The sequence below is a fragment of the Pseudodesulfovibrio portus genome (assembly GCF_026000375.1).
In the GTDB taxonomy this organism is placed as follows: Bacteria; Desulfobacterota; Desulfovibrionia; order Desulfovibrionales; family Desulfovibrionaceae; genus Pseudodesulfovibrio; species Pseudodesulfovibrio portus.
On sequence record NZ_AP026708.1, the window covers coordinates 59,593 to 72,937 of the forward strand.

18 protein-coding genes are annotated in these 13,345 nt (G+C 59.8%); 14 read left to right on the forward strand and 4 right to left on the reverse strand.

What is annotated here, in order from left to right; all coding sequences use genetic code 11:
* Window positions 1–2: 2 nt before the first annotated feature.
* Window positions 3–899 carry a DMT family transporter gene (locus OO730_RS00300; RefSeq protein WP_264982585.1) on the reverse strand — a complete coding sequence of 299 codons (897 nt, stop codon included), beginning with the start codon at window positions 897–899 and terminating at the stop codon, window positions 3–5.
* Window positions 900–902: 3 nt separating this feature from the next.
* Entirely contained in the window at window positions 903–1,559 is a 657-nt protein-coding gene (locus OO730_RS00305; protein WP_407681913.1) for an LOG family protein, read from the reverse strand.
* 171 nt (window positions 1,560–1,730) lie between these two features.
* Between OO730_RS00305 and OO730_RS00310 the strand changes: the two genes are divergently transcribed.
* Genes OO730_RS00310 through miaA form a run of 4 tightly spaced genes read left to right on the forward strand, consistent with a single transcriptional unit; the run spans window position 1,731 to window position 5,336 of the window.
* Window positions 1,731–3,338 (forward strand): MBL fold metallo-hydrolase RNA specificity domain-containing protein, encoded by a 1,608-nt coding sequence (locus OO730_RS00310; RefSeq protein WP_264982587.1) that lies wholly within the window; start codon window positions 1,731–1,733, stop codon window positions 3,336–3,338.
* 2 nt (window positions 3,339–3,340) lie between these two features.
* The gene (rsmD, locus tag OO730_RS00315) at window positions 3,341–3,901 is read left to right on the forward strand and encodes a 16S rRNA (guanine(966)-N(2))-methyltransferase RsmD (protein WP_264982588.1); all 561 of its coding nucleotides are present in this window, start codon (window positions 3,341–3,343) and stop codon (window positions 3,899–3,901) included.
* Window positions 3,889–4,404: a pantetheine-phosphate adenylyltransferase gene (coaD, locus tag OO730_RS00320; protein ID WP_264982589.1), complete on the forward strand. Its 516-nt coding sequence runs from the start codon at window positions 3,889–3,891 to the stop codon at window positions 4,402–4,404. The genes rsmD and coaD overlap by 13 nt, the downstream gene beginning before the upstream one ends.
* The gene (gene miaA, locus OO730_RS00325; RefSeq protein WP_264982590.1) at window positions 4,404–5,336 is read left to right on the forward strand and encodes a tRNA (adenosine(37)-N6)-dimethylallyltransferase MiaA; all 933 of its coding nucleotides are present in this window, start codon (window positions 4,404–4,406) and stop codon (window positions 5,334–5,336) included. The genes coaD and miaA overlap by 1 nt, the downstream gene beginning before the upstream one ends.
* Here the strand turns inward: miaA and OO730_RS00330 are convergent.
* Window positions 5,333–5,818 (reverse strand): SixA phosphatase family protein, encoded by a 486-nt coding sequence (locus tag OO730_RS00330; protein ID WP_264982591.1) that lies wholly within the window; start codon window positions 5,816–5,818, stop codon window positions 5,333–5,335. The genes miaA and OO730_RS00330 overlap by 4 nt on opposite strands.
* A gap of 156 nt (window positions 5,819–5,974) precedes the next feature.
* Here OO730_RS00330 and OO730_RS00335 point away from each other — a divergent pair, with 156 nt between their 5' ends.
* Complete coding sequence (locus OO730_RS00335) at window positions 5,975–6,889, forward strand: hypothetical protein (protein WP_264982592.1); 915 nt, start codon at window positions 5,975–5,977, stop codon at window positions 6,887–6,889.
* Window positions 6,882–7,787: a hypothetical protein gene (locus OO730_RS00340; protein WP_264982593.1), complete on the forward strand. Its 906-nt coding sequence runs from the start codon at window positions 6,882–6,884 to the stop codon at window positions 7,785–7,787. Before OO730_RS00335 ends, OO730_RS00340 begins: the two co-directional genes overlap by 8 nt.
* 74 nt (window positions 7,788–7,861) lie before the next feature.
* Here OO730_RS00340 and tatA read toward each other — a convergent pair whose 3' ends face one another.
* A complete protein-coding gene (gene tatA / locus OO730_RS00345) occupies window positions 7,862–8,062 on the reverse strand; it encodes a twin-arginine translocase TatA/TatE family subunit (RefSeq protein WP_264982594.1) in 201 nt (66 codons plus the stop codon).
* A 211-nt stretch (window positions 8,063–8,273) separates the two neighbouring features.
* Here tatA and OO730_RS00350 point away from each other — a divergent pair, with 211 nt between their 5' ends.
* The 8 genes from OO730_RS00350 to ilvB all read left to right on the forward strand — a co-directional run bounded on the left by OO730_RS00350 (window position 8,274) and on the right by ilvB (window position 13,337).
* On the forward strand, window positions 8,274–8,666 hold the full coding sequence (locus OO730_RS00350; protein ID WP_264982595.1) for a hypothetical protein: 393 nt from the start codon (window positions 8,274–8,276) through the stop codon (window positions 8,664–8,666).
* A gap of 11 nt (window positions 8,667–8,677) precedes the next feature.
* Window positions 8,678–9,460: a hypothetical protein gene (locus OO730_RS00355; RefSeq protein ID WP_264982596.1), complete on the forward strand. Its 783-nt coding sequence runs from the start codon at window positions 8,678–8,680 to the stop codon at window positions 9,458–9,460.
* 15 nt (window positions 9,461–9,475) lie between these two features.
* Window positions 9,476–10,156, forward strand: a complete 681-nt coding sequence (locus tag OO730_RS00360; protein ID WP_264982597.1) for an HAD family hydrolase — start codon at window positions 9,476–9,478, stop codon at window positions 10,154–10,156.
* A gap of 82 nt (window positions 10,157–10,238) precedes the next feature.
* A complete protein-coding gene (locus OO730_RS00365; protein WP_264982598.1) occupies window positions 10,239–10,547 on the forward strand; it encodes a YggT family protein in 309 nt (102 codons plus the stop codon).
* Window positions 10,548–10,566: 19 nt separating this feature from the next.
* Window positions 10,567–11,070 carry a DivIVA domain-containing protein gene (locus OO730_RS00370; RefSeq protein WP_264982599.1) on the forward strand — a complete coding sequence of 168 codons (504 nt, stop codon included), beginning with the start codon at window positions 10,567–10,569 and terminating at the stop codon, window positions 11,068–11,070.
* 60 nt (window positions 11,071–11,130) lie between these two features.
* Window positions 11,131–11,400 (forward strand): DUF167 domain-containing protein, encoded by a 270-nt coding sequence (locus OO730_RS00375; RefSeq protein WP_323373376.1) that lies wholly within the window; start codon window positions 11,131–11,133, stop codon window positions 11,398–11,400.
* 13 nt (window positions 11,401–11,413) lie between these two features.
* Window positions 11,414–11,644, forward strand: coding sequence for a DUF465 domain-containing protein (locus OO730_RS00380; protein WP_264982600.1), 231 nt, complete (start codon window positions 11,414–11,416; stop codon window positions 11,642–11,644).
* Window position 11,645: 1 nt separating this feature from the next.
* On the forward strand, window positions 11,646–13,337 hold the full coding sequence (ilvB, locus tag OO730_RS00385; RefSeq protein ID WP_264982601.1) for a biosynthetic-type acetolactate synthase large subunit: 1,692 nt from the start codon (window positions 11,646–11,648) through the stop codon (window positions 13,335–13,337).
* The last annotated feature ends 8 nt before the right edge of the window (window positions 13,338–13,345 follow it).

Below are 13,345 nucleotides of genomic sequence, written 5' to 3' on the forward strand. Positions count from 1 at the left end.
GTTCAGGCTCTGCGCTTGTATTGCATGAGGGCGTTGCCCGCGATGATGAAACCGAGCCCGGCCACGGTGGCGGGCAGGATGTCTTCGCCCACCAGAAAGTGGATGAAGACGAGGGAAAGAAAGGGCGAAAGGAATATCAGGTTGGCCACCCGCGCGGTCCCGCCCCCATCGGGCAGGGCCGCGTATTTCATGGCCGTGATCCACAGGGCGAAGGTCACGCCCATTTCAAAGAATCCCACATACGTGGCGGCCAGGAGCGACTCGGTGGTCAGGGTCGGAAGTTCGGAAAAAACGAGCGTGGCCGCAAGTATGAGCGGAAAGCCGAACAGGAATCCCAGCAACAGACCGGCCATGGGGTCGGCCTTGCTGCGCGTGTTGAAGATCCAGTAGAGCGCCCAGATGATCGTGCTGCCGAGCGCCAAGGCTACGCCGGCGGGACTGGAGAAGTCGAGCGCCGGCAGGTCGCCGTGGGTGGAGATGACCACCACGCCGAAATAGCTCAGGAGAATGGCCGCCAGGTCCTTGAGTGACATTTTCTGGCCCAGGAGCGGCACGGACAGCAGGGACAGGGTCACGGCCCATGTGTAGTTGATGGGCTGCGCCTCCTGCGCCGGGAGCAGATCGTAGGCCTGGAACAGGATGATATAGTACAAAAACGGATTGAGCGCGCCGAGCAGGGCGCAGCGTGCCGCTTCCCGCCGCTCCATGCCGAATAGTTTGTCGAGGTTTCCCTGTGCGAGCAGGATTCCCCCCAGGGCCGCGATGGAAGCCGCGCAGGCTACGAGCAACAGTTGCAGCGGGTCCATGTGCCGCAGGGCTATCTTGAAGGCCGAGGCCACCGTGGACCAGATGGCCACGGTGGCCAGGCCGTATGTCAGCGCCTTTCTGTTGTTGGTCACGGGCTAAATGATGACGTGTTTTTTGATGTGATTGACCACTACGTCGATGTCGTCGGTGACCATGAACAAATCCAGGTCCTCTTCATTGCAGAAGCCGTTGGTGACCATCTGGTTCTTGAACCAGTCGATGAGGCCGGACCAGAAGTCCACGCCGAACAGGACGATGGGGAAGGGCTTGATGCGGTGGGTCTGGATGAGCACCAGCGCCTCGGACAGTTCGTCAAGGGTGCCGTATCCGCCGGGAAGGGCCACGTAGGCCATGGCGTACTTGATGAACATGAGCTTGCGGATGAAGAAGTAGCGGAATTCGCTTTTCACGTTCATGTACGGGTTGTTGTGCTGCTCCATGGGCAGGTGGATATGCAGGCCGATGGATTCGCCGCCGTTCTCGAACGCGCCCTTGTTGCCCGCCTCCATGAGGCCGGGGCCGCCGCCGGTGATGACCGAGTAGCCTGCTTCGGAAAGTTTTTTGGAGAGTTCTTCTGTCTGCTGGTAGAGTTTGTCTTCCGGCTTGACTCTGGCCGAGCCGAATACCGAGACCGCCGGGCCGATGTCGGAAAGGTTCTCGAACCCGTCCACGATTTCCGACATGATCTTGAACAGCCGCCAGGATTCCTGGATGGAAAGATCGTCGATGAGGTACTGTTTGGAACGCTGTATCATGGTTTCTCCCTGGGTGCTTGTCGGAGTTGTTGCCTGATCCGTGTTTATGGGGCATGTTTCCGGGACGGCGGGCAGCAATGGCCCGCCAGCTTTTCATTACACCGAAAGCATTGCATACGGAAGCGTATTATATGCACGTTTTCCGGAAAACACCACGAGAGGAAATACATGAAAGTGACCTTCATGGGCGCGGCCCGTACCGTCAGCGGTTCCTGTTATGTCATGGAGTGCGGCTCCACCCGGTTCGCATTGGACTGCGGCATGCACCAGGGCAACAAGGAGATCGAGAAGCGGAATCGGGATCTGGACCGGTATGACCCCAAAAAACTGGACTTCATCCTCATAACCCACGCCCATATCGACCACACGGGGTTGCTGCCCGCCATGGTCGCCAAGGGGTTCAAGAACCCCATCTACTGTACGGCCCCCACCCGGGACCTGTTGGAGATCATGCTGCTCGATTCTGCGCATATCCAGGAAATGGAGGCCGAATGGAGCAACCGCAAACAGCTGCGTACAGGCGGTGAGCCCGTCAAGCCGCTCTATTCCGTTGCCGACGCCGAGCGGACGGTCCCCCTGCTGGCGACCGTCGACTACGCCAGGACCTTCGAGCCCGCTCCGGGTCTGAAGGTGACCTACCTCGATGCCGGGCACATCCTCGGGTCCGCCTTCATCGAGATCGAGTATGAGGAGAACGGCAAGACCACCAAGCTCGTCTTTTCCGGCGACCTGGGCCGTCCCGAACAGCTTATAGTAAGTGATCCCAGCAAAGTGCACGATACCGACTACCTCTTTCTGGAGTCCACCTACGGCAACCGGAATCACAAGGACGACACCGGCAGCCTGGACGAGCTTGCCGAGGCCATCGCCTACAGCTACGGGAAAGGGGAGAAGGTGGTCATTCCCGCCTTTGCCGTGGAACGTTCCCAGCAGATCATCTATTCCCTGTTCCTGCTTCGCAAGCAGGGGCGGCTGCCTGCCGATATGCCGGTCTACCTGGACAGTCCCCTGGCGATCAGGGCCACGGAGATATTCCGCAAGCACCCTGAGTTTTTCGATAAAAAGACCCAGACATTGATTCAGAACGGCGAGAACCCGCTGGACCTGCCCAACCTGCATTTTACGGAGAGCCGCGAGCAGTCCGTTGCCATCAATGAAACCAAAGGACCGGCGGTGATCATCTCGGCCAGCGGCATGGCCAACGCGGGGCGCATCAAGCACCACCTGCGTCACAACCTGTGGCGCAAAGGGGCCAGCGTGGTCTTCGTGGGCTGGCAGGGCGTCGGCACCCCGGGCCGCAAGATCGTCAACGGGGCCAAGAAGATCCGTATCTTCAGCGAAGAGGTGACCATCAATGCCAAGGTCTTCACCATCAACGCCTTTTCCGGGCATGCGGGTCAGGACGAACTCTTGAAATGGCTCGGCACCATGCAGGGCAAGCCGGTCAAGGTCATCCTCGTGCACGGCGAGGCCGAGGTGCAGACCGAGTTTTCCCGGTTGATCACGGAGAAATTCGGTTTCGAGGTCCATATTCCCGAATACATGGAGGAATTGGTGCTCGAGCCCGGTCAGGCCATGAAGCCGGTTGTGGACATGGATATCGCCCGTCCGCGCGTGGATTGGGATTTTCTGCTGGCCGATTCCGAGAAGCTGTATGCGGAACTCAAGAAGCGCGTGAAGGATGTGGAGGCTCGTCCGTGGGTGGATCAGTCCGAACTGCGTGACAAGCTGCTCGACATCAATCGGCACATCGTCGAGCTCGTTTCCGAGATGTAGCCGTGCGCATCGTCGGAGGACAATACAAGGGACGGAGGATATTGACCTGCGAGGGGCCGGGATACCGGCCCGCCACCATGAAGGTGCGGGAATCGATTTTCTCCATGCTCATGGCGCGTGGCGTGGATTTCGGGTCCGCCCGGGTGATCGACATGTTCGCCGGTTCCGGTTCGTTGGCCATCGAATGCCTGAGCCGGGGGACGAAAACCGCCTGGTTTGTCGAGAAGAGCAACAAGGCCGCCGGGTTGATCCGCAGGAACCTGGCCGAGCTCAAGGTGGATAAAAACGTTGCGAGGGTGGTCTGCAAGGACCTTTTCGGTGTACTGTCGGGCAGGCCGGATGCACCGTTCGACCTGGTGTTCATCGACCCGCCCTATGGCAAGGACCTGTTGGTCCCGGCCCTGGAAAAGGCGTTGGAAAATGGCTGGATCGCCGACAACGCGCTGGTCCTGGCCGAAGTCGAGTCCTCGGTGGCCGCTCCCTCGGAGGGGCTTATCGGAGAAATGGAATTGCTAACAGACCGGGAATACGGTCAAACCAGGATATTGTTATGGCGGAATTGAACCAGAGAGTGGCCGTTTACCCCGGGACCTTCGACCCCTTGACCATGGGCCACGTCAGCCTTGCGCGGCGTGGCGTGCGGGTCTTCGACAAGGTCATCCTGGCCATTGCCGAATCCACGCCCAAGAAGACCCTGTTTTCCATCGGTGAGCGGGTATCGTTGGCCCAGGAAGTGTTTCGGGACGAGCCGCGCGTGGTTGTCGAGCCGTTCGATTCACTGCTCATCGATTACGTGGCCAGCCGGGGAGCCGGGACAATCATGCGCGGACTGCGGGCCGTGTCCGATTTCGAGTACGAATTCCAGATGGCGCTCATGAATCGCAAGCTGGAACGGGAAATCGAGACCGTGTTCATGATGACCGACTTCAAGTGGATGTATTTGAGCTCCACCATCGTCAAGGAAGTGGCCCAGTACAAGGGCGACGTGCATGGCCTGGTGCCCGGACCGGTGGTCAACGCCCTCGGGGTGAAACTCGGTTACGATCCGAGCAGAAAAAAGAAGTAATGAGCGCCAAGCCTCCCATAGTCTGCCTGCTGGGTCCCACCGGAACCGGCAAGACCGGTGCGGCCATCGCGATTTCGCGGCGCATGCCCGCCAGCGTCATCAATTTCGATTCCCGACAGGTGTACAAGGACTTTCCCATCATTACGGCCCAGCCGGACGCGGAAGAGCGCGCCGCGTGTCCGCATCATCTTTACGGTTTTCTGCCCACCGGGGAGAAGATGACCGCCGCCCGTTTCGTCGAGTTGGCCATGGAGAAGATCGAGGAGGTCCGGGACAGGGGGCGTTTGCCCATCCTGGTGGGCGGAACGGGCATGTATCTGCGTTCCCTGTTGTCGGGGATTGCGTCCATACCGGAAATCCCGGAGGATGTCCGGGCTGGAGTGCTGGCCCGGATCAGGGCCGAGGGGCCGCAGAGGCTGCACGCCGAACTGGAGAAGGTGGACCCTGAGTATGCGGCCAGAATCCATCCCAACGACACCCAGCGCAACGCCCGTGCCGCCGAAGTGTATGCCGCAACCGGCAGGACCATGACATGGTGGCACACCGAGAGCGAGCATAGTCCCGCTCCCTACGACGCCCTCAAGGTTGGCATGAAGATCGGCCTGGACGAACTGGAGCCCCACCTTGCCAGGCGCATTTCCGCCATGTTGGAACAGGGCGCCATGGACGAAGCCGTGGCCGCCTACGAGAAATGTCCGGACCCGGAGGCGCCGGGCTGGACCGGCATCGGATGCGCGGAATTGTTGGCCTTTCTTCGCGACGAAATGAGCCTGGACGCGGCGCGTGGCAGGTGGATCAAGAACACCAGGGCGTACGCCAAGCGTCAGTTGACGTGGTTCAACAAGGAAACCGACATTCACTGGTTTGCGCCGGGCGACAACGGTCCGGTCTGCGATCTGGTGGAGAAATGGTTGGTCGGGAAGAACGATTAGCCTTTCATCTCGGCCAGTTGGGCTGGGGTGAGAGACCAGTTCAGGCCGCTTTGGCCGGTGGCGATATTCCAGTTGATCTGCATCAGGCCGCTGTTTTCAATGGCGATGTCGAGGTTCGGCCCGCCGGTCAGAATCTCCGAAGCCAGCAGGCCCAGCGACGGCAGATGCCCGGCGATGAATATTGAATCCAATCCTTCGTAATCCATGATGAAATGCAAAGTTGTCCTGACCGGGGCCATGGCTTTTACCGCGTCGGTGACCTCGATGCGCGGGAGCGGGTAGCCTGTGTGTTCCGCCATGATCTCTGCCGTCTGCAACGAGCGGACCTTGGGACTGGCGACCACGAGCTCGAAGCGCAGACCGAGGGCACGTGCCGCGCGGGCGGATTTCATGACCTGTTCCCGGCCTACCGGGCTGAGCGGCTGGTGGGGGTCCAGTTCCTTGGACAGGCAGGCTCCGTGTTGCATCAGGTGAATCAGCATGGTGGCTCCGGTTGTTGTTAGGCCCTGGTTTTGCATATACCATCGGGCCGCAGTGGCGGCAAGCGGCTTGCACAATTGAGGCAAGCGCGATACATGCGGTGGAGTTTTGGATATACACAACGGAAGATCCGTTGAACCGTGCAGGATAATCACCAGATGCCATTTCGAAAAATATTCTTTTTCATATTGTTTTCACTTGTTTTTTCATCCTCTGCGCATGCCTTTGACGGGTATGTCCAGCAGTTCGATGGCGAGCGGTCCATTGCCTGGGGCAGCGGCGACATCATCGTTACCGGCGAGGTGGAAACGCCGGATGGAGATGAGGTCGAGCCGCCCACGCCGTTGGCCGTGCGCAAGGCCGCGTCCCGGGCGCGCAAATTGATGCTCGACATGATCATGGCCATCCGTATCGATGGTCGGCAGACCGTCAGTGCGCACCTTTCCGACAACGAGGACCTGGCGGCCCAGTTGCGCGGGCTGGTTCACAATTCTCTTTTCGAGGGACCGGACATGTTTCGCGACATCCGGTCCGTCAAGGTCTCCGAGTCGCTGCGGGGCAAGCTGGCGGAATTGATCCTTCCCAAAACGGTCCAGTTCCAAAGCTCCATACCGCCCCGGCTGTCAACGGCCACCGGGCCCGCTTTCCAGATCGGGGAAACACCCGAGGCGGTGGGCAACGCGGGCGGCTTCACCGGGGTCATCGTGGATGCCCGCGGCTTGAAGATCACTCCCTGCCTGCTGCCCGTCATATACGGCGAGGACGGGCTGGGCGCTTACGGAGCGTTTTTGGTGGCCCGTGCCGACGCCGTGGACGTCGGTGTGGCCGCATACGCCACCACCGCCAATCCTGCGGCCCTGGTCGAGCGGGTGGGCGGTCATCCCCTGGTGGTCAGGGCCGTGCGCACCTATGGCTCCTGGCAGACCGACCTGATCATTCCCACCCAGGCGGCAACGCTGGTTCGGACGGTCATGCAGTCCGGCCATGCCAGAAAGGGCGGGGTCGTCATTGTCGTGAGCCCGCCGCCCGCGCCGGAAAAGAGCGTGGTGGAGGGAGGTGATTCCGATGCGTAGGCTTTCACTGATCGCCGTGCTGGCGGCTGTTTGCGTGGTTGTTATTCCGGCCCTGTCGCTGGCCGACAAGGTCGAGGTATATACGGTCAAGGAAGAGGACGTGTCTCCCATGGAGCTGCGCAACCAGGCCTTGGCCGAAGGGTTTGCCCGGGCCGTGGCAGACGAGACACAGACACTGCTCGGCGGGGCGTTGGACGCGAACCGCCTGGAGGCGGTGCGGCTTTATTTCGTGGACCATTCCAAGACATACATCCAGGGATACAACATCCTGTCCTCCGAAGATGTGGAGGACGGGCTGATGATGACCCTGGACGTTCGCGTCAACCGCCGGACCCTGCGCGACGGCCTGACCCGCCTGGGCTTTTTCGAGACCGCGCGTACGCCGCAGCCCGCAGCCGTGGCCTGGCCCGAGGAGATTGCCGAGGAGGATTTGGTAAAACTCCAGGCCCTGATGGTCATGTCCGGGCTCAAGCAGTCGGCGGGAGTGTACCCGGCTTTTACCCTGGAATACGGGCCGGAGGAGACCTACAAGGGGGCTCTGCTCCTTGAAGGGACGGAATGGACCTCCGCCGGCAAGGACATGTCCGTTGTCTGGACCAATCTTTGGACTCGATTCTTTACTCGTCCCCAGAATGACGTCGCGGGGCCCAAGCGACAGCTTTTGACCATTTCCGGCTGGTTTACCCCGGACGGGGTTCTCGAATTCGACCGCGTTCTCAAGGGATGGGACTATGCCGTTCAGGACAGCCGCCTCGTGGAAATGGACATCCAGCCCACGGGCGTCGGGGCCACTTGGGACATGAACATTCTGGACTCCAAGCGGCTGGCCACGCTGCTCAACTCCTTCCTGCCCCAGCGGGGCCTGAGTTTTCAGCTGAACAGGGATTCCGGCCAGTAGGCGCGGATATTGACCAGAACGCAAAAAGCCCGGTTGCTCTGCAACCGGGCTTTTTGCGTTCTGGTTGAAAAGTCCTAGCTTTCCTTCTTCTCTTCGTCGGCCTCTTCCTTTTTGGGCGTGACGTCGATTTCGTCAGGCTCGTTGGTGGCCCTCTTGAAGTTGCTGATGGCCTGACCGATGCCGCCGCCGATTTCAGGCAGTTTCTTGGCACCGAAAATGACCAGGACGATAACGAGAATAATTAAGAGTTCCCAGACTCCGAATCCGCCGATCATATATGCCTCCGATTGAGTGATAGCCTTCAGGATTATTTGATGTCAGTGCCTATACACCCGACCTATGCCTCAGTCAAGGACGGCAAGCCTTTTCAACCTTTTGGCACGTGACGGAATATCCATGGTTCAAGCCTTTACAATTACCAGTGCGGGCTTTACATCTTCCGGGATGACAAGAGGCGTGAGCCTGAAAGGAAAATACGAAGTTACCATGGGAAAAGTGCAGAGACTGCCCGGAGACGGCTGCCGACATTACATAATGGGCCGCTGTCTGTACGAGGAACGGTTGAACCCGGGCTACAGGCGGTCCTACCGTTGCCAGGTGCTCAATCGTTGGGAATCGGCCTATGACGACTTTCTCATCCGGGCCGAGGCCATGGGCGTCAAGCAGGAGAGCGTCCCGGAATTGTGGGAAATCCAGTTCCAGCGGATGGCCCGGGAGGCCTTTCATTGCAGGACCCATGTGTTCAACCATGATTTTCGACCCCCGGCCTGCCGTCACGAACTGGAAGGTTTGTGCGTTCTCGGCCTGCCCAAGTGCGGCGGTCGGTGCCGCCATTACGGAGCAGAACCTGCGCCGGTACACGAACAAGAAGAGATATAAGGAGATTGCGCATGCTGCTGTCTTTCCCCAACCTGCACCCGGAGCTTTGGCCGGGTGATTCCGTCAAGGACCTGAAGTTCTTTGATCCCGGCCTGGTCGCCCAACCGTTCGAAAACGGTTTTCGGCCCGATGGGCTGCCGCTTGATTTCAAAACGGCCACCGCGCTGATCAACGACTGCATCAACTTCGGCCAGCAGTTCAAGAACCCGGCCGAAATGGCCTGGTTCGGTGCGCAGACTGCCGACGACTTCTACGAGGGGTCCTCTATGTCCATCCAATCCCAGCTCACCCGCGCTTTTGACGACGGGCAGGGGACAAGGGAGGAGCGCGAGATGAAGGAGGCCCTGTCCAAGGCGCAGTTCGTGCTGCTCCTGGCCTGGTTCTTCGAGGAGCGGCTGATTGAGTTGGACGGTCTGGAAAAGGGCGTGAAGAGCGCCTGGAAGGACATGGACCAGACCCTGGGCGTGGACGAAGACGACCGCCTCAACGACCGCGTGGTCACTCTCGGTTCCGCCGAAAGCCACACGGGCGGCGCGTCCGACGGCCAGGCCATCCCGTTCCCCTGGAAGCGCGTGGTCGAGGCCCTGCCCGGTTTCATTCCGGAGGATGCGGTGCTGGTCTGCGCCGATCCCGAGATCGTCGCCGCCTGGGAGGAGCAGGGCATTGAATTCTCCGATGAACGTGACGGGCTCAAAGCGGCCACCTGTCCGGCCTGGCAGTTTGCCTGCCGCCGCCGCGCACCCGAGGACATGCCGCTGGCGCTTAGGGACGTGACCATCGCGGTCATCAAATAATTCAGGGAGATATACATGGCGCTTGCCAACCCGATAATGAACCCCCGTCTGCTGGAGGGCCTCCGGACCATCGTGTTCGACAACGACGGGGTGATCGTCGATTCGTATGAGGCCAACATGGTTTACTACGGCACCATCCGCCAGGAACTGGGCATGCCGCCCATGACCGAGGCGGAGAGGGTGTACGTTCACACCAGGACCCACAACGAGGCCGTGCGCCACATCGTCCCGACCGACAAGCTGGACAGGGCCTTTGAGATCGGCCGCAATTTCGATGCTTCCCTGCTGCATCCCTATCTCAAGCGGTCCGAAGGACTCGGCGAGTTCCTGTGGTGGCTTCGGGACGCAGGGTTCAACCTGGCCATCAACACCAGCCGCGGGACGAGCATGGAAATGATCCTTGATCTCCTCGACCTGCGCGGATTTTTCCACCCGGTCGTCACCTCGGACAAGGTGTCCGTGCCCAAGCCTCATCCCGAGGGACTCAATTGGATCATGCGCGACCACGGCGTCCGCCCGGACGAGGTGGCCTACATAGGGGATTCCATTGTGGACGAGAGGGCGGCCGTGGCCTCCGGAGTCCGTTTCTGGGCCTACGGAAATCCCTCCCTCAACGCCGCCGTCCACATCAGCAGTTTTTGGGACATCAAGAGCGCCATGCAGGGGTGCTACAAAGGCCGGGTTCTGACGTATTAGGACTTGATTCTTGCTACCCTGTGTGCGAAATTATCATCATTGATATCACTGGCGGGCTCCGACCCGCTGACCAGGAGGCCTCATGGACTTGATTGTCCGCGCTATAGCTACCGTTCTCGACTTCGTTCTCACCGCCTATTTCTGGATCGTCATCATTTCCGCTCTCCTTTCATGGGTGAACCCGGACCCGTACAATCCTGTCGTGCGTTTTCTGCGCGGCGTGACGGAACCCGTTTTCTATAAGATCCGCAGTTGGATACCCTTTGCCGTCGTGGGCGGTTTCGACCTTTCTCCCATCGTCGTCATTCTCGCCATCAAGGTGTGCGAGATCGTGGTGGTGGGCAACCTGATGCGTCTGGCCTATTCACTGGGCAGCGGCATGCCCATGTAGGGCGGCCAGGAGGTCCCTGATGACAGTTTCCAAAATCGATTTGCTCAACAAGCAGTTTTCCCGGTCCATGTTCGGCTATTCCCGCATGGAGGTCGATCAGTTCATGTTGGAACTGGCCGAGGTTATCGGGGACGCGGCTGATGCGCAAAAGGATATGCGAAAGAAAATCATAAGGTTGGATAAGTCTCTCAAGGAGTACCGTCAGCGTGACGAGACCCTGCGCGACACCCTGGTATCCACCCAGAAGATGGTGGACGATCTCAAGGTGACGGCCAGCAAGGAGGCCCAGCTCATCCTGGACGAGGCCCGCGCCAAGGCGGATGCCACGGTCCAGAAGGGCCACAGCAGGCTGGCCCAGATTCACGAAGAGATCGAGGCCCTGAAGCGGACCCGGACCCAGTTCGAGATTCAGCTCAAGGGGTTGCTCAACTCCCATCTCGAGATGTTGGAGATGTCCAATCCCGAACGGGACAAGGTCGAAGAGATGGAGTCCAAGCTCAAGTACCTCAAGAAAGTGGATTAAGGCGGGGGAAGCGATATTTCCACACCGGAGTTTGTCAGCAGGCATGGGGAAGGATGGCAGCTGGCCGTCTGGGTGCAACCCGGCGCACGTCGCAGCGAGGTGGCCGGAGAGTACCAGGGCTGCCTCAAGATTCGTCTTCAGGCTCCGGCGGTGGACAACAAGGCCAACAAGGCGCTTGTGGCCTTTGTCGCCAAAAACCTGAACATGAAAAAAAGCCAGGTGGCGATCAAGTCCGGGCACACGAACCGGCGAAAGCTTCTGGCACTGGATACAGCGGAAGCGCTGGACTGGGAGTCCCTTCTCCTCTCCGGCGGACCGCAGCAACCCTAACAAGGAGCAGAACATGGAAGCCAAAGACCTTGAACTCATTGAGAAGTACGGGGCAAAAGACACGCAATTAAAGGCTCTGTGGGATCAGCATGCAGTTTATGAAAAGATGCTAGATAAGCTCGAATCCAAGACGTACCTGTCGCCTACCGAGACGCAGGAGATCAAGGAACTCAAGAAAAAGAAGCTGGCCGGCAAGACCAAGTTGCAGGGCCTGCTCGACGAATACCGTAAATCGGAGGCCTAGAATGAAACTCACCGGGGCCCAGATCCTCCTCAAATGTCTGGAAGAGGAAGGTGTTGATGTCATGTTCGGCTTCCCCGGGGGAGCCGTGATCGACATATACGACGAGATACCGAACTCCAAGGTGGAGCACATCCTGGTTCGTCACGAGCAGGGAGCCATCCATGCCGCTGACGGCTATGCCCGCGCCACGGGTGGGGTTGGGGTATGCCTCGTCACTTCCGGCCCCGGCGCCACCAACACGGTCACCGGCATTGCCACGGCCTATGCCGACTCCATTCCGGTGGTCATTTTCACAGGTCAGGTTCCCCGTCCGCTCATCGGCAACGATGCCTTTCAGGAAGTGGACATCGTGGGCATCACCAGGCCGTGCACCAAACACAACTATCTGGTCCAGGACATCAAGGACCTTCAAACAATCATCAAGCAGGCATTCTACCTGGCCCGGTCCGGTCGCCCCGGACCGGTCCTGGTGGACCTGCCCAAGGACGTTCAGCAGCAGACCATCGAGTTCGACTACCCCAAGGAAGTCTCCATGCGCAGCTACAATCCGACGAAGGAGCCGCACATCGGACAGGTCCGCAAGGTTGCCAAGCTGTTGAAAAAGGCCAAGAAGCCCCTGTTCTACACCGGGGGCGGCGTCATCACTTCCGCTGCCCACGAGGAATTGACCTGGCTCGGCCAGAAGCTCAATATCCCGGTCACGTCCACCCTCATGGGACTGGGCGCGTTTCCGGGCGACGACGGGCTGTTCCTGGGCATGCTCGGCATGCACGGCACCTACGCGGCCAACATGGCCGTGAACAACTGCGACCTGCTGCTGGCCGTGGGAGCGCGTTTCGACGACCGCGTCACAGGCAGGGTCGATTCCTTTGCCCCCGGGGCTACCATCGTGCACATCGACGTGGATCCGACATCCATCCAGAAGAATGTGTCCGTGCATGTGCCCATAGTGGCCGATTGCAAGTCCGCCCTGGCCGCGCTCAAAAAGGAGACCGAGGCCACCCTGGGCGACTTCGACTGGGCCGGCGCGCACAAGGAATGGGTGGATGAGGTCCAGGGATGGAGTGCGGAGCACCCCTTGACCTACAAAGACGACGGGAAGTCCATCAAGCCCCAGTATGTCGTCGAGAAAATTTATGAAATCACCAAGGGCGACGCCATCATCGCCACCGAGGTGGGCCAGAACCAGATGTGGGCGGCCCAGTTCTACAAGTACACCCGTCCCAACACGCTGCTGACCTCCGGCGGGCTGGGCACCATGGGGTACGGCTTCCCGGCGGCCATGGGCGCGCAACGTGCCTTCCCGGACAAGCTGGTCATCGACATCGCCGGGGACGGTTCCATTCAGATGTGTATCCAGGAGATGATGACCGTGGTCTGCAACAAGCTGCCGGTCAAGATCATCATCCTCAACAACGGCTATCTCGGCATGGTCCGCCAGTGGCAGGAACTCTTCTACGAGAAGAACTACTGTTCCACCTGCATGGACGCCCAGCCCGATTTCGTGAAGCTGGCCGAGGCCTACGGGGCTGTCGGTTTCCGGGTCACCGAGAAGAAGGACGTGGAAAAGACGTTGCGCGAGGCCTTCAAGGTGGACAAGCCGGTCATCGTGGACATCCGCGTGGAAAAGGAAGAAAACGTCTATCCCATGGTCCCGGCGGGCGCGTCCCTGACCGAGATGCTGTTGGTCTAGGAGGTCGC